The organism is Micromonospora echinofusca (assembly GCF_900091445.1).
In the GTDB taxonomy this organism is placed as follows: domain Bacteria; phylum Actinomycetota; class Actinomycetes; order Mycobacteriales; family Micromonosporaceae; genus Micromonospora; species Micromonospora echinofusca.
Genome location: NZ_LT607733.1, coordinates 5,590,785 through 5,608,226, shown reverse-complemented (window position 1 = coordinate 5,608,226; position 17,442 = coordinate 5,590,785). Strand labels below are relative to the sequence as shown.

The following is a 17,442-nucleotide window of genomic DNA, read 5'->3' as shown; positions in this document are numbered from 1 at the left end:
CGGTGGAAGATCCTGCGGCCGGGCGGTGGTTGCTCCGAATTCGGTGACGGGAGGGGTGAGGGTGCCGACCTCGGTGCTCCTCGCCGTCCTCGCCGCCGCCGGCCTGCTCGCCCTCGCCCCGGCGCTGGTTCGCCGGTACGACGCCACCGAGCGGCTGGTGGCGGAGCGGGCGCAGTCGACGGCGCGGGTGCTCCAGCGCCGCCGGCGGCGCCGTACTGTGCCGGGGCGCCGCCCGGTGCATCCGCCCCGTAGCCTCGTCATCACCCTCAGCGAGGATGCGAGCACCGGTGGGCTCTCCGCGCCCGTTTCCGCGCCCCCCGTCGCGCGCCGGTCGAAGCGGCTGCGCGCCGTGCCGTCGGCCCCCCGCAAGGGCCGCCGTCGGCCGTCGCCCCGCCGACAGCACGCCCCCGCCGTCTACCGGCGCCGCCGGGTGCTCGCCGCGCTGCTGCTGCTCAACTTCGTCGAGCTGATCGGCGTGGTCGTGGTCAGCCCCGGCTTCTGGATCGGTTTCGGGGTCACCGCCACCCTGCTGGTCGCGTACGTCGTACACCTGCGCAGACTCGCCGTGGCCGATCGCCGGCGGCGGCGGGCCCGGGCCCGGGAGGCGGCGTGGCTGGCCGCCCGGCAGGCCGAGGTGCGGCGCGAGCAGGCTCGGCGCGCGGCGGCCCGCCGGGAGGCGCAGCGCCGCCTGGCGGCCCAGCGCGAGGTGGTACGCCGCGCCGCGATGGGCCTCGACCGGCCGGCGGACCTGCCGGCGGCGGCCAACGGCGGCTCCGTCTCCTACCGCCGCTCGGGCGGCCTGCGCGGCCGCCCCTACCAGTCCGGTCGCGGCTCCCACTCGGCCTGACCGACGGGCGGGCCGCGTCGGCTCCGGCCCGCTGACCGTTCTCGCCTGGATGCGGCGTGCCGTGCGTCAGCGTGGCCGGCGGCCGGTCTGGCCCGGCGAAGCGGCGCGCGGGGGGTGGGTTCGCGGCAGGGGCGGTGAACCTGTTAACCTTGGCGCCGGCCCGCCCGGTGAAAGCCGGGTGGGACCGATGCCGGTCCGCCGGCGGAGGGGTTGTGGCGCAGTCCGGTAGCGCACCTCGTTCGCATCGAGGGGGTCAGGGGTTCGAATCCCCTCAACTCCACCCAGTTCAGGCCGTTTCCGCCAGTCGGAGACGGCCTTTTCGATCTTGTGGAGCAGCGCGGCACAGCAACGGCGCTCTGGCGAGGGTGGGCCGGGCCCGGCTCAGTCGGCCGACGCGGCTGCTGCCAGGAGCCGGTACGTGGCGTCGTCGAAGGCGACCAGGCGGACGTGCTCGACGGCGGTCGGTGTCGCCCTGATCGTCGTGACCGCGATCGTCGCCGCCTGGTCGGACGGGTAGCCGTAGACGCCGGTGCCGATGGCGGGGAAGGCGACGCGGCGGGCGCCGATCTCGTCGGCGACCTGGAGGCTGCGCCGGTAGCACGAGGCCAGGACGTCCGCCTCGCCGTGGCCGCCGCCCTCCCACACCGGACCGACCGTGTGGATGACGTGGCGTACGGGTGGATCCAGGTCGAACGCGGGGGTGGCGACGGCCTCGCCCGGATGGCACGGCGCGAGAGCGGCGCCCGCCTGGGCCAGGCCTGGTCCCGCCGCCCGGTGGATCGCCCCGTCGACGCCACCGCCGCCCAGCAGCGACTCGTTCGCCGCGTTGACGATGGCGTCGACTTCCTCGCGGGTGATGTCACCGCGTACCACTTCGATCACGGGCATGGACCGATCATGTCATTGGGGCCGCGGAGGATCGGCCCTACCGTGGCAGGTCGAGCGAGATGTGCGCGGACAGCGCGCGGAGGAAGCCGGGCGCGTCGAAGACGGCGCCGGCGGAGGCGACACCGACCGTCCTGGTCCGTCCCGTGAGGATGCGGTGGACCGCTTCCACCGCGAGCGGCGCACTGACGGCGTAGATGTCCTGGCCGCTCGCCACGGCGCGCCGTTCCTCGCCGCCGGAGCGCACGACGACGTCGACGAGGAAGGTCTGCGCGGACCGGCCGCGATCGTCGACGGCGGTCGGCGCCGATGTCTCCGGAGCCGCCAGCTCGCCGGCCGCCTCGACCGTCATGTAGGTGCACACCTCGGGAATGGCCAGGTGGCTGGGGACGGTGACGACGTCGGCCATGGTGAACTCGCCGATCACGGCCCGGATCCCCATCGGGTCGGGGAAGGGCCACTTCAGGGTCGGTGGGGCGTCGTCGCGGTACTCCAGCCGCCCGTCGCGGTAGCGGACACGCCGGCCGTCCCGGCGCTGCCGGGAGACCGTGCCCGCGGCGCGGGTCCCGGCCGTGGGGTGCCAACCGCTCAAGCCGTACGCGACGTGCGCCTCGTCGGCCGCCGTCCAGTCGCCCATCGCCGCGGTGACCAGCAGGTCGCCGAGGCCGCCGAAGAAGGCCATCGCGGGGACCACCACCGTTCCCGCGGCGCGGGCGCGATCCGCGAAGTGCGTGAAGGTGTCGAGATTGGCCTCGACCTCGGCCGCCACGTCCACGTACGGGATCCCGGCGCGCAGTGCCGCCTCGATCACCGGCGCGGCGGTCACGGCGAAGGGCCCCGCGCAGTTGACCACCGCAGCCGCGCCGGCCAGCGCGCGGTCGAGTGAGGCCGGATCGTCGACCGAGGCCGGCCGGGTGTCGAGCCCCGGCCAGGACGCCGTGAGCGCCCGCAGTTTGTCCGCGTCGCGTCCGCAGAGCAGCGGGACGAACCCGCGGGCGCGCAACTCCGCCACCACGAAGCGCCCGGTGTGTCCGTACGCGCCGAAGACCGCCACCGTCCGACCCGATCCCATCAGTTCGTTCTCCCAGCTCCGTGCCCGATTGATCACCTGTACCCATCCTGGCGGCGGCGGTTCGGCGGGGCGAGTGTCTGGAACGCCACGTCCCGTACAGTTTCGGACATGGGTACTGTCGCGCTGGCCGTCACCGACGGGATGCTGCACTTCGAGTTGTCCCTGGCGTGCGAGGTCTTCGGCGCCGATCTGACCGGCATCGCCGACCCCTGGTACCGCGTCGCCGTCTGCGGATCGGGTGCGGTGCGGGTCGGCCGGTTCCGGCTCGAGCCCGACTGCGGTCTCGACGAGCTCGCGTACGCCGACACGGTGATCGTCCCCGGGTGGGTCGACGTCGACGAGGAACCGCCCGCCGACCTGGTCGACGCGGTGCGCGCGGCCCACGAGGCGGGCGCACGGGTGGCGTCCCTGTGCACGGGCGCGTTCGTGCTCGCCGCCGCCGGCCTGCTGGACGGTCGACGGGCGACCACGCACTGGGCGCACACCGAGGCGCTGGCGGCCCGCTATCCCCTGGTGGAGGTCGATCCGGACGTGCTCTACGTGGACGACGGCAGCGTGCTCACCTCCGCCGGCAAGGCCGCGGCGATGGATCTGTGCCTGCACCTGGTCCGCCTCGACCACGGCTCGGCGGTCGCCAACAGGCTGGCCCGCCGCCTGGTCGTGCCCCCGCACCGGGCCGGCGGCCAGGCCCAGTACGTCACCGCCCCCGTGCCCGCCCAGGACGACCATCCGCTCGCCGAGCTGTTCTCGTGGGCGATCGAACGGCTCGACCACGCGTTGACCGTGGAGGACCTGGCCCGGCAGGCGAACATGAGCTCGCGCAACCTGGGCCGCCACTTCAGGTCGGCGGCCGGCACCACGCCGCTGCGCTGGCTGCTGACCCAGCGGATCCGACACGCCCAGGAGCTGCTGGAGACCACGGACGACAGCATCGACGCCATCGCGGCGGCTACCGGCATGGGCACCGCCACGACGCTGCGCCGGCACTTCAACCGCACCATCGGCGTGCCCCCGGACACCTACCGCCGCACCTTCCGCAGTTCGCGGTTCCGCGCTCGATGACGAGCCGCCACCGGGTCGGCGCGGTCCAGTTCCGGCCGTCCGCCTGATCCGCGCACCGGTCGCCGGGGAACGTCAGACCCGCGCCGGACCCCTACGCGCGGCCGGGGTCAGCGACCGCAGGGTGAGCACCTCACCGAGCCCGTCGACGTGGGTCAACCTGGTGGCGAAAGCGTCGCTCAGGGCACGGCGCAGGTAGCCCAGCACCGCCGGCCCGGGCGTGAGCGGCGCGGATCCGGTGTCGCCGGTGGAGACCAGGTGCACCTCGCGGGCGAGCCGTCCGGAGGTGTTGACGAACCGGCAGAGGTCGTCCCAGCGCAGGTACCGCCAGAAGTCGACGCTGACCACCGCGTCGAGGCTGCCCGCCGGGATGGGCGGGTCCATGCCGACCAGGTGGTGGTTCGTGGGACCGGGCGGGGCGGCGTAGTCGAAGGTCAACGCGCCGGGCGGCAGGTCGACCTGCGTGCTGCCGGTGCCCACCCACAGCACGCGGGGGCCGGGCAGCCGGTCGGCGAGACGGTCGAACGCCGGGCCGATGCGGCACGTCGAGCGCCGTGCGCAGTCGGTGGCCGCCCACCGGTAGTAGACGATGCGCTCCAGCGAGTCGTACACGTCCAGCAGGCCGTAGAACTCCCACTCGATGACGTGGTACTGCCCGGTCAGGAGGCTCCGGTTGGCCGCGAAGTCGGCGAAGTTGCGGTCGGTGTTGCGGTGGTGCGGGAGGTGGAACGCGCGGGCCTCGTCGTCGTACGCGAAGTTCGACCCGGTGACGCCGAGGTGCCGGTGGACCCGGTAGAACAGCTCGATGTCCTCCAGGCCCCAGCGCAGCCCGGAGCGTTCGTCGAACCCGCCGGCGCGGTCGAACAGGTGGCGGGCGAGCGAGATGTTGTGGGTGTAGGCCAGCGCCCAGCCCGCCCGGAGCCAGTCCTGCCCCGGCGGCTCGCCGTGCGGGAAGCGCAGGTCCCCGGAGCGGTCCGCGCGGCGGCGGGGGACGCCGGTCAGCTCCCGCCCGTCGAGGACGGCCTCGACGTGTTCCAGGCTCAGCTCGTCGCGCCGGCCCATCAGCACGGCGGGCTGGCCGGCGACCGCGTGGTGGGCCAGGTGGCGCTCCAGCAACTGCGGGGAGGCGTACGAGTCGGCGTCGAGGAACAGCAGCAGCGGCGCCCGGGTGTGCCGGACTGCCTCGTTGCGGGCCGCGGAGCGTCCCCTCCGCCGGGGGAACTCGAGCAACCGGAGGTCGAGGCCGGTGGCCGCCCCGACGGCGTCGGCGTATCCGGCGGAAGAGCCGCCGTCGCGGACCACGACCACCTCGAAGCGTTCGGGGCGGACGGTCTGCCGGGTCAGCGACCGCAGCGTCAGCGCCAGGCACTGCGCGTCCTGATAGGTGGGTACGACCACGCTCAACTCGACCGCGTCGTCCGTCCGTGCCGTCATCCGACTTCCCTCCGTAGCCTGTGGACCGGGGTGCCGGCAGCTGCCGGCACCCCGCCCGCGACGCGCCCCGGCGCCGACCGCCCGATTCCGGGGCCCGCCGGGAGCGCTTCCATCAATGGCTGGGATTATCGGTCACGGGCCTCAGGCGTAGTAGTTCACGCTCACCGGCCAGGTGCCGGTGTACGGCGTCCAGCCCTGGAGGGTGGCGGGGATGCCCACCCGGGTGTTGCAGTTGATGACCTGGAAGTGCAGGTGCGGGCCGGTGGACGCGCCGGTGTTGCCCGACCAGCCGATGACGCGGCCCTGCGGCACCCAGGTGCCGGCGTTGTAGATCGCCCGGTTCAGGTGCGCGTAGTGGGTGCACTGGCCGTTCGAGTGCCGGATGATCACCTCGATGCCGTTCTGCCAGTACGGCGACCAGTTCGACATGATGATGGTGCCCCCCTGCGAGGCGGAGACCTCGTAGTTGGCCGGCAGCCCGAAGTCCCAGGCGTACTCGTTGTAGGGGCCGACGTGCGAGTAGGTGCCCTCCGGCCCCTGGGTGACCCGGTAGGACTCGCGCGCCGGGTACGGCAGCTCGTAGTAGTAGTTCGCGGCGGCGGCGGGGGTCGCGCCGGCGACCGTGGCCCCGGCAACCACCAGCAGGGCAGTCACGGCCCCGCCGATCCGGCGCAGGACCGTCTTCATGGTTCTCATGGGATCGCTTCCTGGTATGTCGGCAGAAATCGGCATCGCCGTGGTCGACGGTGCCCCCGGGAGCTAAGCAGCGCGCCAGATGGGGATCAATCGATCCACCGACGTCTGGGGTGGGATCAATGGGTCGACAGGGGTCGACGCGACACCGGGTGACGCCCGCGAGGCGTGGCGTCGAGGGAACCCCGTACCGGGATCCGGCAGCCGCGACCGTCCCGGACGCCGGCGGGCGTGCGGCCGGTCACTACGCTGCCGCCCGTGGAGCGGATGGGGAGCGTGTTCTGGATGGGCGGCTGCGTGGCCGTCGCCCTCCTCATCGGTGTGGGCATCGTCGCGCTGGTCGTGACGACCCACCGGCAGGAGCGGGAGCGGCGGGAACGCTGGCGACAGTGGGCCGCCCGGTACGGCTGGACCTTCGTCGAGCGGCCCCAGCTCACCTGGACGGACCGCGTACCGGGGCGCAACCGCCGGGGCGTGCGGTTCGCGCTGACCGGGACGCTCCAGGGCCGACCCGTCTGCGTGGCCGAGTACGCGTACACCGAGACGCACAGCTCGACCGGCGCCGACGGCAACCAGACGACCAGCTCGCAGACCCACACGTACGTCGTCAGCTCGGTGTGGCTGCGACGGGAGTTCCCCACGCTGGCGGTCGCGCCGCGGCACGCCTTCTCGAAGCTGGGCCGCGCGTTGTTCGGCAGCGACACCTATGCCACCGGGCACGAGGAGTTCGACCGGCAGTGGCGGGTGGCAGCGGCGGCGCCGGGGCAGCAGGCGCTGGTCGGGCCGACCCTGATCGCCGCACACCTCGCCGGGGCGGTGCCGAGCTGGAGCGTACGGGCGGCGGAGCTGATCACCTACCGGGGCGGCCGGTTGGACGATCCCGCCCTGCTGCCGTCGCTGGTGACCCCGTTGATCACGGTCGCGGGTCTGCTGGAGCAGGGCCGCTGACCGTGCACCGCCGCGATCCGTGCACCGCCGCGATCCGTGGGCCGGCCGACGTGACGGTGGCCGGTGGACCCGACCAGGCGGGGAAGGCCGGCGGACGGAAGATGCGCGGGAGGCCGGCCCCGAGGGACCGGCCTCCCGTCACGAGCCGCGGGTCACGGCCGCCAGGAGCCGGCGGTCTTGAACCTGTGCCGGTACTCGAGCGTGCCGTTCTTGTCGGCCACGTTGAACACCACCGTGCCGGCCCGCTTGCTGCCCTGAGGCAGGTTGTTGCCGGAGCCCAGCAGGTCACCGCAGCCGGAGAGCGCGCTCGCCAGGCCGTTGGTCTTGGTGCCGTTGGCGGCCACCCACTCGAAGTAGAACGGGTTGATGGAACTCCTGCCCTTGGTCACCGTCGCGTCGACGTGGGCGATCAGGTACATGCCCTTGTCCGGGTCCGGCGCGTACGAGCGGCAGCCCTTGGTCTCCGTGGTGAACCGGGTGACCGTGATCTCGAGGGTGCCCTCGTCGTCGGCGACCACCAGGGTGGCGCCGGGCCTCAGGTTGAAGTTCTCGCCGCTCCTCGCCGACGGGGCGGGGCCGTCCGGCTGAAGCGTGATTCTCGGGGCGGCCCTCTCCAGGTCGTTCGCGGCCTTGTTGGCGCCGGCGATGAGCGCGACGACGCCACCGATGCAGCAGAGCAGGGCCAGCACGGCCACCACGACCACGACGATCAGGACGGTGTTGTTCTTCTTCGGCGGCGCCACCGGGTGCGGCGCTCCGAGCGGGTAACCGGGTGCGCCGGGCGGGTAGCCGGGCCCACCGGGCGGCGGATAACCGGGTGCACCGGGCGGCGGGTAACCGGGGCCACCGGCCGGGTAGCCGGGCGTGCCGGACACCGGCGGGTACGGCGTGCCGGAGGTCGGCTGGTGCGGGGCGGCCCACGGCTCGCCCGGCGCCCCGGAGACCGGCGGCGGCATGCCGGAGACCGGCTGGTGCGGTGCCCCGGAGACCGGCGGCGGCGCCCACGGCTCGCCGGGCGCGCCCGACACCGGGGGCTGGGGCGCCCCGGAGACGGGTGGCTGCGGGGCACCCCACTGGTCGCCGGCCGGCTGCTGCGGCGGCACGGGCGGGAGCGGGGCCCACGGATCGCCCGTGGTCTGCGGTGCGCCGGAGGTCGGCGGCTGGGGCGGGTGGCCGCCCTGTTCGGCGGGGAACTGCGGCATCGGGGCCGGCGGGTACGGCTGCGGCTGCTGCTCCGGGTTCGGTTGGTTCGGATCCTGAGGCCCGTAAGGGGGCGGGGGGTGACTCACCGTACTCCTAGGCACACCTGACGACGACGGCAAACGCGGCTGACGCTACCGTGCGCGGACAACGGACCATCTTCGCGTCTCCGCCGGCGCCGCGCCGTCCCCTGTTCGGTCACGCCCGCCCCGACGTGCCGTGTGCGGCTCAGCGGGGCAGCAGCACGGCGGCGGTGCGCACCAGGGCCTCGTCGATGCTGAAGCGGCCCGTGACCAGCGCGGGCGGGTCGGGCACGGGGGCGGCGTCGCGCCGCGCCGGCGCGATGCGGGCCGTGAACGTGCCGGCGTCCGGGTCGAGCTCCACCAGGGCGTCGTGGAAGTCCAGCCACGTGCCGACGAGCGGGTGCCACACCTTGTAGACCGTCTCCTTGACGCTGAACACCACCGCCGGCCAGGAGGTCCCCGCCGGCAGGCGGGCGCACCGGTCCTCCTCCTCGGGCAGGCAGACCAGCCGGCGTACGCCCGCGTTGAGCTCGCGGTGCCCCTCGGCGTCGATGCCGACCGACCGGATCTCGTCGGCGCGGGCCGCGACTGCCGCGCAGTAGCCGGCGGTGTGGGTGATGGCGCCGACCACGCCGGCCGGCCAGACCGGTGACCGGTCGGCGGCCGACGGCACCGCGACCGGGGGCACGCCGAGGGCGGCCATCGCCCGCCGGGCGCAGACCCTTCCGGCGGTGAAGTCGCGGCGGCGGCTCTGCACGGCGCGATCGCTGAGGCAGGCCCGCTCGGCCGGCAGCAGCTCGCCCGTCCAGTCCGACGGCCCGGCCACGGCCACCGCCACGGCCGGCGGCAGCAGGTCACGCATCGCCGCCTCCCGACGGGTACGCCTGTCGGACGGCGGGCCCGGCGGGAGGCCGGTGCGGCAGGTGTCGACCGCACCGGCGGGCCGGCGCCCGGTCCACGGTCGGCGTCGCGAGGGCCATGACTGGTGAACGTACCGCACCGCGTAACGCCGGAGCGTCCTGCGGCGCTGACAGGGCGTCGCCGGGGGACGATCGTCATCCACCGTCGACGGCGGCCGCCCGGAGCGGACCGTCAGGCGAACGGGAGAGGGAGTGCGATGACCGGTGGTGCGGAGTCCTCGGCGTCCGGATCGGACGAGCACGCCCCACTGGCACCCGGCTGGACCTGCGGCACCTGCGGCGCCGACTGGCCGTGCGTGGTCAAGCGGTCCCGGCTGCTGGAGGAGTACCGGACGGACCGGGCCATGCTCAGCGTCTACCTGGGGTCCTGCCTCGCGGCTGCGGCGCAGGACCTGCCGGCTACGCCCGGGGCGTCCCTTCAGGACCGCTTCATCGGCTGGCTGCCCCGCACTCCCCGGGTCTTCTGACCAGCGCCCCGGAGCGGCCGGTCGGCCGCCCCGGGGCGCCCGGCGATCAGTACGCGTGCGTCACCGTGAGCGTGATGTTCGTGCAGGAACTCGCCCGGCTGGTCAGCGCGCTCTTCTCGGCGCTGTCCACGCTCAGCCGCCACCGGGTCTTCACCGCGACCCACTCGCCGACGTAGCGGCACTTCTCGTTGGTCGGCAGCCAGGTCGCCGGGTCCTGGTCGCCCTTGGCCTGGTTGACGTTGTCGGTCACCGCGACCAGCGATCGGACGTCGCCGAGGTCGTTGGCGAACGCCTGTCGCCGCGACGTGGTCCAGTTCCGGGCGCCCGAGTCCCACGCCTCGGCCAGCGGGACCATGTGGTCGATGTCGAGATCGGACGGGTTGGTCCAGTAGGCGCCGTCGTAGTAGGAGCGCCAGCGCCCGCCGGTCAGTTGGCAGCCGGAGCCGACGGTGGGGCGGGTGGTGGCCTCGGCGATCAGTACCTCGTACCGGGTGTTGCAGCCGTCCGAGTCCGCGTCGGTCCAGTGTGGGAAGAGACTCCGGGAGTAGCCGGTGCGGCTCTCGGCGGCCACCGGCAGGTCGGCGACGAGGGTGCGCAACGGCACCGAGACGGTGGCCGCCTGGGCGGGGGCGGACAGTCCGAGGGTGGCGGCGGTGACGGTGGCCAGCAGGCCGCCTGCCCAGCGGAGGGTACGGGTCATCGCGAACTCCGTCCGATCGATCGGGGGTTGGCCCACAGTGCAACCGGCCGGGGTGCCGGCGGACCGGACCCGAGATGGCCGGAGAACCAAATCTGTCGATACGTTACGGGAACTCGCGACTGCTGGGAATCCCGTCACCGGCAAAATGTGGCAGATGCCGGACCCGCCGACGGCGTCGATCCGTACCGTTTGCGCAGGATGACGGACCGTAAGATGCCGGATGTAAACCATCCGTTCGGTGTCACGTCGGTCGGAAATCTGACCGAAGTCGACCCGTTGTGCCAGTGGTACGGGGTGGTTAAGCTCTTGATGCGCGCCCCAATCGCCCGCTTCCCCCGTGGCAGGCGATCGGGGCGCGCTTATACGTCGAACGGGCCCGCACGCCACCGCGTGCGGGCCCGTTCTCCGTGCGCCCGCCGCGCCGCTCGCGGCGGCGACGGGTGCCGTGCCGTGCCGTCAGATCCAGCGGCCGTCCAGCCACATCCGCGCGGACCACTCCGCGTACGGCAGCAGCTTCCCGACGAAGATCGGATAGAAGTACGCGAAGCAGAGCGCGACCAGCAGGACGTACGCCCCGACGATCACCCCGCCGACGAGCCTGCGCTCCCGCGCCTCGTCGGACTCGCCACCCGGGGCGGGGGAGCCCGGCTGCGCGTCCGTGGCCGGGGAGCCGATCTGCGCGGTGGCGGCGCCCGGTGGGCCGGCCGGCGTGACGATCGCGCCGAGCACGTAGGTCACCGCCAGCACCAGGAACGGCAGCGCCGGTGCGGTGTAGAAGGAGAACATCGTCCGGCCGTCGAGCGCGAACCAGAACCAGGGCAGCAGGCCGGCCGCCACGACGAGCAGGATCGCCCCCGCCCGCCAGTCCCGCCGGGCCAGGCCCAGCCAGGCCAGCGCCACCAGGGCCGGCAGGAACGACCACCAGAGCAGGGGAGTGCCGAGCAGCAGGACCTCCGCGGCGCAGCTCGCCGCCCCACAGGACCCGTCGCCGGACCAGTAGAAGGCGACCGGCCGCCCCAGCAGCAGCCACTGCCACGGCCACGACTGGTACTTGTGCGGGTCGTCGAGGCCGGCGTGGAAGCCGTACGCGGCCTTGTGGTACTCGATCAGGTTGTTGAGCGCGCCGAACACCGGGGCGTCGCTCAGCGGGGCGTTCGGGTAGCGCTCGGCCAGCCGGTAGTAGCCCTCGTCGCCGAGCAGCCAGCCGGACCAGGTGGCGACGTAGGTGAGTACGAGCAGCACCCCGGCCAGCACCAGCCACGGCACCTCGTCGAGGAGCGTGTCCCGCCACGGCCGGCGTACGCCCGCGGAGCGGCGGACGCCCACCTCCCACAGGATCACCAGCAGCGCGAAGACGGGCAGGAAGTAGAGCGCGCTCCACTTCACCGCGCAGGCGCAGCCGAACAGGACGCCGGCGGCGAGCCGCCACCACGGCCAGTTCCGCCAGCCGCCCGCCGGCCGCCCGGCCCGCCCCGGCCGGCCCGGGTCCAGGCCGGCCTCCAGCGCCCGCGCCCACCGGCGGCGCCGCGCGTCGCGGTCGAGCACCAGGGCGCCGAAGGTGGCCAGCACGAAGAAGAGCAGGAAGATGTCGAGCAGCGCGGTGCGTGACAGCACCAGGTGGAAGCCGTCCAGGGCGAGCAGCAGGCCGGCGGCGCAGCCGAGCACGGTGGAGCGGAACATGCGCCGGCCGATGCGCACCAGCAGCAGCACCGACAGGGTGCCGACGAGCGCCGCCGAGACCCGCCAGCCGAACTCCGGCGCGGTCGTCATCAGCTGCCCCGGCACCGAGATGCCGTGCTCGGCGTCCGAGTAGCCGAAGGCCCACTCGCCGAGCCCGATCAGCCACTTGCCCAGCGGCGGATGGACCACGTACGACGGGCCGCCGTCCTTGAAGTTCCACTCGACGCCCTTGTCGACCAGCCCCCAGGCGTCCCGGGCGTAGTAGGTCTCGTCGAAGATCTTGCCCGGCGGGTGGCTCAGCCCGACGAAGCGCAGGATCGCCGCGATCGCGACGACCACGCCCGTGGCGAGCCAGGAGCGCCCGTCCAGCCCGGCCTCGACCGTGGCCAGCCGTCGCCGGACCACGCCGGGAACCCCGCCGGACGCGCTCGGCGGTCCCTGGGGCGGACCCCCGTCCGTGGGATCCGGCTCCGCCTGGTCCGCGCTCTGTGCTGTCGACGCACTCGTCACCCGGCGATCGTAGGCTGCGAAGGTGCCCGGTGGCGCCCGTCGTCTCCGATACCGGCAACGTCGTCGATGAAGGAGTCGCATCTCGTGGGTGAAATGTCCGCAACCGGGCGCCTGGTCCTGCTCGGCGCGCCGCTCGGCAACCCCGCCGACGCCTCCGCCCGGTTCCGCGAGGTGCTCGCCGCCGCGGACGTGGTGGCCGCCGAGGACACCCGCCGGCTCACCCGGCTGGCCCGGGACCTCGACGTCACCGTCGGCGGCCGGATCGTCTCCTACTTCGAGGGCAACGAGGAACGGCGCACCCCCGAGCTGGTCGACGTGCTCTCCGCCGGCTACGTCGTGGCCCTGGTGACCGACGGCGGCATGCCGAGCGTCTCCGACCCGGGCTACCGGCTGGTCACCGCCGCCCTGGACGCCGGCGTGCCGGTCACCGCCGCGCCGGGCCCGAGCGCGGTCACCACCGCCCTGGCCCTCTCCGGCCTGCCCTGCGACCGGTTCTGCTTCGAGGGCTTCCTGCCGCGCACCGGCGGAGCCCGCCGGTCGCGCCTGCGGGCCCTCGCCGCCGAGGAGCGGACGCTGGTCTTCTTCGAGGCGCCGCACCGGATCGCCGCCGCACTGGCCGACCTGGCCGCCGCGTTCGGCGCCGACCGGCCGGCCGCGCTCTGCCGCGAGCTGACCAAGACGTACGAGGAGATCGTCCGCCGCCCCCTCGGCGAACTGGCGGACTGGGCGAGCGAGGGGGAGCCGCGCGGCGAGATCACCCTCGTCGTGGCCGGCGCGCCCGAGTCGGCCCCCGAGCGGCCCGACGACGACACGCTGCGGGCCGCCGTCGCCGCCCGCGAGGCCGCCGGCCTGTCCCGCCGCGACGCGATCACCGAGGTCGCCACCCAGTACGCGCTGCGCCGCCGCGACGTCTACACCGTCGTGCACGCCTGAGCAGCCGCGCGGGACGCCAGCGCCCGCGCGGGCATCCGGCACCCCGACCGGGCACCCGGCGTTGTGCCGGTGGCGTCTGACCGGGGTCTCACCAGGCGGCGACGAGGAAGCCGGCGGTGATCACCAGCGGACCGGCCAGCGCGCCGGTGACCGCCCAGCGGCGGGCGCGCGGGTCGGCGATCCGGGTCGACCCCGTCCAGCGGGCGATCCCGGCGGCGCAGCCCAGCACCACCAGCAGGCCGAGCAGCCAGCGCAGGTGCGCGGCCGGGCCGGTGTCCGCGTACGCGGTGCCGCCGCCCGGGCCGGTCATCCGGGCCGGCAGCGTCGCGCCGGTCGCGGTGCGCTCCGCGGCCACCCCGCTCACCCGTACGCCGTGTGCGGTCCACGTCTCGTCGGCCGGGGCGAAGTTGCCCCGGCAGCGCTGCGTCAACCCGCTCCCGGTGCAATCGGCGATCACGACCGTGCCCCGCGTGGCGTGCCCCACCGCCAGCCAGAACGGGCCGGCGCTGACCCACGCGAAGAACGCCGTGACCAGGCTCAAGGCGAGCAGCGCGGCCAGCCCCGGCAGCGGATCGGGCGGGCGGGGGCGGCGTGGTGCCCGCCGCCGCGCGGCCTCGTCCCGCGTCGACCGTCGCCGCTCGTGCGGCGGATCCTCCCGGATCGGCGTGCCGTCCCAGTGCACCAGCTCGATCGGCGGCCAGTACGCGCCGTCGTCGTCCGGCCCGTCCCCGCCGTCCGGCGTACGCCCGGCGTCGTTCCGGGCGGGCGCCGACCGACCGCCCGCGTCGTCCGGCGTACGCCCGCCGTCGTCGGGGTCCGGCGTGCCGTCGGCGACCGGACGCCCGCGGCGGGGCCAGCGGTTCGGCTGGCGGACCGGGACCCGGCGCGGCAGGGCGTCCACCGGCGCCCCGGTCGTGGGCTCCACCTCCACGGCGGGCGCGGGGGGCGGCGGCGCGGACCCCGTGCCGGCGGCCTCGGTGGGCGGCTCCGGCGGCGCGGCGGCCGGGACCACCCGGGGGTGCGGCGCGAGGGTGCCGCGCGGCGCCCCCGCCCCACCGCCGTCCGCGGGGCCGGAGGGACGGTCGTCGCGATCGGGGGCCGCTCGTCTGCCAGTCACGGCGTTCATTGCACCCCGCGACCGGGACCTCGGCCGGCAGCTCAGGCCGCGTGTCGGCGACAAATCGGGCAAACGACGGAGCCCATCCGGCCGGGCCGCCGACCCGCGGGCCCTATTGGTTCGCGGTCACCGAGAGCGGGTCACTAGGCTTGCTGGTCATGAGTCACGTTCTCGCGGCGGTCGCCTGGCCGTACGCCAACGGCCCGCGCCACATCGGCCACGTCTCCGGTTTCGGCGTTCCCTCCGACGTCTTCAGCCGGTACATGCGGATGGCCGGGCACGACGTGCTCATGGTCTCGGGCACCGACGAGCACGGCACCCCCATCCAGGTGCAGGCGGACGCCGACGGGGTCACCCCGCGCGAGCTGGCCGACCGCTACAACCGGGTGATCGTCGAGGACCTGCACGGCCTCGGGCTCTCCTACGACCTGTTCACCCGCACCACCACCCGCAACCACTACGCGGTGGTGCAGGAGCTGTTCGAGGGCATGTACCACAACGGCTACATCGTCCCGAAGACCACCATGGGGGCGATCTCCCCGTCCACCGGCCGGACGCTGCCCGACCGCTACATCGAGGGCACCTGCCCGATCTGCGGCTACGACAGCGCGCGCGGCGACCAGTGCGACAACTGCGGCAACCAGCTCGACCCGATCGACCTGATCGACCCGAAGTCGCGGATCAACGGCGAGACCCCGAAGTTCGTCGAGACCGAGCACTTCTTCCTCGACCTGCCCGCCCTGGCCGACGTGCTGCGGCAGTGGCTCGACACCCGCGAGGGCTGGCGGCCCAACGTGCTGCGCTTCTCGAAGAACCTGCTCGACGACCTCCAGCCCCGGGCCATCACCCGCGACCTGGAGTGGGGCGTGCCGATCCCGCTCGACGGCTGGCGCGAGCGCCCCGACAAGCGCATCTACGTCTGGTTCGACGCGGTGATCGGCTACCTGTCCGCCTCCATCGAGTGGGCCCGCCGCTCCGGCGACCCCGAGGCGTGGCGCCGGTGGTGGTCCACCGACGGTGAGGGGAAGGACGCCCGCGCCTACTACTTCATGGGCAAGGACAACATCGTCTTCCACTCGGTGATCTGGCCGGCGCTGCTCTCCGGCTACTCCGGCGCGGGCAGCCGCGACGGCGAGCCGGGCCGGCTGGGCCGGCTCAACCTGCCCACCGAGGTGGTCTCCAGTGAATACCTGACCATGGAGGGGAAGAAGTTCTCCTCGTCGCGCCGGGTCGTCATCTACGTCCGCGACTTCCTGGAGCGCTACGACGCCGACGCGCTGCGCTACTTCATCGCCGCCGCCGGCCCGGAGAGCAACGACACCGACTTCACCTGGGCCGAGTTCCTCCGCCGCAACAACGACGAGCTGGTCGCCGGTTGGGGCAACCTCGTCAACCGGTCCGTCTCCATGGCGGCCAAGAACTTCGGCGCGATCCCGCCCGTCGACCCGGCCGGCCTCACCGAGGCCGACGAGGCGCTGCTCGCCGTCGCCCGGGCCGGCTTCGCCGCCGTCGGCGACCTGATCGCCCGGCACCGGCAGAAGCAGGCCATCGGCGAGGCGATGCGGGTGGTCGCCGAGGCCAACCGGTACCTCTCCGAGCAGGCGCCGTGGAAGCTCAAGGGCGAGGACGACAAGCCGCGGATGGGCACCATCCTGCACGTCGCCCTCCAGGTGGTCAGCGACGCCAACACGCTGCTCACGCCGTTCCTGCCGCACTCCGCGCAGAAGGTGCACGAGCTGCTCGGCGGCACCGGCGTGCACGCCCCGATGCCGGTGATCGAGGAGGTCGAGGACCTCGACGGCGGGCCCGCGTACCCGGTGCTGACCGGCGACTACACCGTCGGCGCGCGCTGGGAGTCCGTACCGCTTCAGGCCGGTCGGTCGCTGGCCGCGCCGAAGCCGGTCTTCCGCAAGCTCGACCCGTCGATCGTCGACGAGGAACTGGCCCGCCTGGCCGACTGACGGCCCCCTGCCCAGCCGACGGGCGCGACCCCCTCGGGGGCCGCGCCCGTCGCCGTCGGGTGCAGGCCGCCGCGCCGGTCGCCGTCGAGGAGCCGGTGGCCGTGACGCGTCAGGCCCGGGCCATCGCCGGCGCGCCGATGAAGTCCATGATGCTGCGGTTCACCTCCGCCGCGTTCGTCCACGGGATGCCGTGCGGCGCGCCCTTCAGCGTGACGAGCTGGCTGCCGGGCAGCATCGGCTGGAGCCGCTGACCGGTCTTCGGGTACGGCAGCACCGCGTCGGCGTCACCCTGCACGATCAGCACCGGCACGTCGATGCGGGACACGTCACCTCGGAAGTCGGTCTGCCAGGCGTCCACGCTGTCGTGGGTGCCCTTCGCCGAGGCCCGGGTGCCGATCTCCCAGTGCGCCCGGAACGCCTCCTCGCTGACCAGCCTGCCCTTGTTCTCCTGGTAGTTGAAGAACGCCTCGCAGAAGGTGGTGAGGTAGGCGAACCGGTCGTCGAGGATGGCCTGCTGGAAGCCCTGGAACAGGCTCTTCTCGACCCCCTCCGGGTTGTCCGAGGTCTTCAGCAGGAACGGCGCGAGCGGGGCCAGCAGCACCGCCCGGTCGACCCGCTGCGAGCCGTACACGCCCAGGTAGTGGGTCACCTCGCCGGTGCCCATCGAGTGCCCCACCAGGATCGCGTCCCGCAGGTCCAGCTCCGTCATCAGCACGTCGAGGTCGGCGGCGAAGGTGTCGTAGTCGTACCCGGACGCCGGCTGGGCGGAGTTGCCGAAGCCCCGCCGGTCGTACGTGATCGTCCGGTATCCGGCGGCCAGCAGCGGCCCGGTCTGCTTCTCCCAGGTCGCCCCGTTGAACGGGAAGCCGTGGATGAGCACGATCGGCTGCCCGGAACCGTGGTCCTCGTAGTACAGGTCTACGGGGGCGGAGTTCTCCGTCCCCACGGTGATGAAAGGCATGCGCGTCTCCTCGTCACGTGACGGTCGGGACG

Annotated in this window: 16 protein-coding genes and 1 tRNA gene; 7 read left to right on the top strand and 10 right to left on the bottom strand. The window is 73.9% G+C overall.

The features are described 5' to 3' along the window. Positions 1–55 precede the first annotated feature (55 nt). A complete protein-coding gene (gene sepX / locus GA0070610_RS23880; RefSeq protein ID WP_172896581.1) occupies positions 56–847 on the top strand; it encodes a divisome protein SepX/GlpR in 792 nt (263 codons plus the stop codon). Between the two features lie 206 nt (positions 848–1,053). Next, a tRNA-Ala gene (locus GA0070610_RS23875) sits at positions 1,054–1,127 on the top strand. A 101-nt stretch (positions 1,128–1,228) separates the two neighbouring features. On the opposite strand, the gene GA0070610_RS23870 is transcribed toward GA0070610_RS23875, so the two are convergent. Together GA0070610_RS23870 and GA0070610_RS23865 are read right to left on the bottom strand one after the other, a co-directional pair. Beyond that, positions 1,229–1,735, bottom strand: a complete 507-nt coding sequence (locus GA0070610_RS23870) for an O-acetyl-ADP-ribose deacetylase (protein WP_089002123.1) — start codon at positions 1,733–1,735, stop codon at positions 1,229–1,231. A gap of 37 nt (positions 1,736–1,772) precedes the next feature. Further along, entirely contained in the window at positions 1,773–2,804 is a 1,032-nt protein-coding gene (locus tag GA0070610_RS23865; protein ID WP_089003696.1) for a saccharopine dehydrogenase family protein, read from the bottom strand. Between the two features lie 108 nt (positions 2,805–2,912). Here GA0070610_RS23865 and GA0070610_RS23860 point away from each other — a divergent pair, with 108 nt between their 5' ends. Further along, positions 2,913–3,866 (top strand): helix-turn-helix domain-containing protein, encoded by a 954-nt coding sequence (locus GA0070610_RS23860; RefSeq protein ID WP_089002122.1) that lies wholly within the window; start codon positions 2,913–2,915, stop codon positions 3,864–3,866. Positions 3,867–3,938: 72 nt separating this feature from the next. Here GA0070610_RS23860 and GA0070610_RS23855 read toward each other — a convergent pair whose 3' ends face one another. Further along, positions 3,939–5,297: a glycosyltransferase family 2 protein gene (locus GA0070610_RS23855; RefSeq protein WP_089002121.1), complete on the bottom strand. Its 1,359-nt coding sequence runs from the start codon at positions 5,295–5,297 to the stop codon at positions 3,939–3,941. A 141-nt stretch (positions 5,298–5,438) separates the two neighbouring features. Beyond that, a complete protein-coding gene (locus GA0070610_RS23850; protein WP_089002120.1) occupies positions 5,439–5,993 on the bottom strand; it encodes a M23 family metallopeptidase in 555 nt (184 codons plus the stop codon). Positions 5,994–6,248: 255 nt separating this feature from the next. On the opposite strand from GA0070610_RS23850, the gene GA0070610_RS23845 reads away from it, so the two are divergent. Next, on the top strand, positions 6,249–6,938 hold the full coding sequence (locus tag GA0070610_RS23845) for a hypothetical protein (protein ID WP_157747220.1): 690 nt from the start codon (positions 6,249–6,251) through the stop codon (positions 6,936–6,938). A 152-nt stretch (positions 6,939–7,090) separates the two neighbouring features. On the opposite strand, the gene GA0070610_RS30695 is transcribed toward GA0070610_RS23845, so the two are convergent. Continuing rightward, positions 7,091–8,140, bottom strand: coding sequence for a hypothetical protein (locus GA0070610_RS30695; protein ID WP_157747219.1), 1,050 nt, complete (start codon positions 8,138–8,140; stop codon positions 7,091–7,093). A gap of 226 nt (positions 8,141–8,366) precedes the next feature. Continuing rightward, complete coding sequence (locus tag GA0070610_RS23830) at positions 8,367–9,023, bottom strand: 4'-phosphopantetheinyl transferase family protein (RefSeq protein ID WP_089002116.1); 657 nt, start codon at positions 9,021–9,023, stop codon at positions 8,367–8,369. Between the two features lie 255 nt (positions 9,024–9,278). Here GA0070610_RS23830 and GA0070610_RS23825 point away from each other — a divergent pair, with 255 nt between their 5' ends. Next, positions 9,279–9,548 (top strand): hypothetical protein, encoded by a 270-nt coding sequence (locus GA0070610_RS23825; protein ID WP_089002115.1) that lies wholly within the window; start codon positions 9,279–9,281, stop codon positions 9,546–9,548. 46 nt (positions 9,549–9,594) lie between these two features. Here GA0070610_RS23825 and GA0070610_RS23820 read toward each other — a convergent pair whose 3' ends face one another. After that, positions 9,595–10,248: an HNH endonuclease family protein gene (locus GA0070610_RS23820; protein WP_089002114.1), complete on the bottom strand. Its 654-nt coding sequence runs from the start codon at positions 10,246–10,248 to the stop codon at positions 9,595–9,597. A gap of 456 nt (positions 10,249–10,704) precedes the next feature. Next, positions 10,705–12,438, bottom strand: a complete 1,734-nt coding sequence (locus tag GA0070610_RS23815; RefSeq protein ID WP_089002113.1) for a dolichyl-phosphate-mannose--protein mannosyltransferase — start codon at positions 12,436–12,438, stop codon at positions 10,705–10,707. 66 nt (positions 12,439–12,504) lie between these two features. Here GA0070610_RS23815 and rsmI point away from each other — a divergent pair, with 66 nt between their 5' ends. Further along, on the top strand, positions 12,505–13,371 hold the full coding sequence (gene rsmI, locus GA0070610_RS23810) for a 16S rRNA (cytidine(1402)-2'-O)-methyltransferase (protein WP_089002112.1): 867 nt from the start codon (positions 12,505–12,507) through the stop codon (positions 13,369–13,371). A gap of 88 nt (positions 13,372–13,459) precedes the next feature. On the opposite strand, the gene GA0070610_RS23805 is transcribed toward rsmI, so the two are convergent. Further along, positions 13,460–14,488, bottom strand: a complete 1,029-nt coding sequence (locus tag GA0070610_RS23805; RefSeq protein ID WP_392567269.1) for a hypothetical protein — start codon at positions 14,486–14,488, stop codon at positions 13,460–13,462. Between the two features lie 158 nt (positions 14,489–14,646). Between GA0070610_RS23805 and metG the strand changes: the two genes are divergently transcribed. Beyond that, a complete protein-coding gene (gene metG / locus GA0070610_RS23800; protein WP_089002110.1) occupies positions 14,647–16,449 on the top strand; it encodes a methionine--tRNA ligase in 1,803 nt (600 codons plus the stop codon). A gap of 109 nt (positions 16,450–16,558) precedes the next feature. Here metG and GA0070610_RS23795 read toward each other — a convergent pair whose 3' ends face one another. Beyond that, positions 16,559–17,410, bottom strand: a complete 852-nt coding sequence (locus GA0070610_RS23795) for an alpha/beta fold hydrolase (RefSeq protein ID WP_089002109.1) — start codon at positions 17,408–17,410, stop codon at positions 16,559–16,561. Positions 17,411–17,442: the final 32 nt, after the last annotated feature.

Coding starts and splice junctions, on each gene's coding strand:
- GA0070610_RS23870 (WP_089002123.1), bottom strand. CDS start 1,735: ATGCCCGTGATCGAAGTGGTACGCGGTGACATCACCCGCGAGGAAGTC.
- GA0070610_RS23865 (WP_089003696.1), bottom strand. CDS start 2,804: ATGGGATCGGGTCGGACGGTGGCGGTCTTCGGCGCGTACGGACACACC.
- GA0070610_RS23860 (WP_089002122.1), top strand. CDS start 2,913: ATGGGTACTGTCGCGCTGGCCGTCACCGACGGGATGCTGCACTTCGAG.
- GA0070610_RS23855 (WP_089002121.1), bottom strand. CDS start 5,297: ATGACGGCACGGACGGACGACGCGGTCGAGTTGAGCGTGGTCGTACCC.
- GA0070610_RS23850 (WP_089002120.1), bottom strand. CDS start 5,993: ATGAGAACCATGAAGACGGTCCTGCGCCGGATCGGCGGGGCCGTGACT.
- GA0070610_RS30695 (WP_157747219.1), bottom strand. CDS start 8,140: ATGCCGCAGTTCCCCGCCGAACAGGGCGGCCACCCGCCCCAGCCGCCG.
- GA0070610_RS23830 (WP_089002116.1), bottom strand. CDS start 9,023: ATGCGTGACCTGCTGCCGCCGGCCGTGGCGGTGGCCGTGGCCGGGCCG.
- GA0070610_RS23825 (WP_089002115.1), top strand. CDS start 9,279: ATGACCGGTGGTGCGGAGTCCTCGGCGTCCGGATCGGACGAGCACGCC.
- GA0070610_RS23820 (WP_089002114.1), bottom strand. CDS start 10,248: ATGACCCGTACCCTCCGCTGGGCAGGCGGCCTGCTGGCCACCGTCACC.
- rsmI (WP_089002112.1), top strand. CDS start 12,505: ATGAAGGAGTCGCATCTCGTGGGTGAAATGTCCGCAACCGGGCGCCTG.
- metG (WP_089002110.1), top strand. CDS start 14,647: ATGAGTCACGTTCTCGCGGCGGTCGCCTGGCCGTACGCCAACGGCCCG.
- GA0070610_RS23795 (WP_089002109.1), bottom strand. CDS start 17,410: ATGCCTTTCATCACCGTGGGGACGGAGAACTCCGCCCCCGTAGACCTG.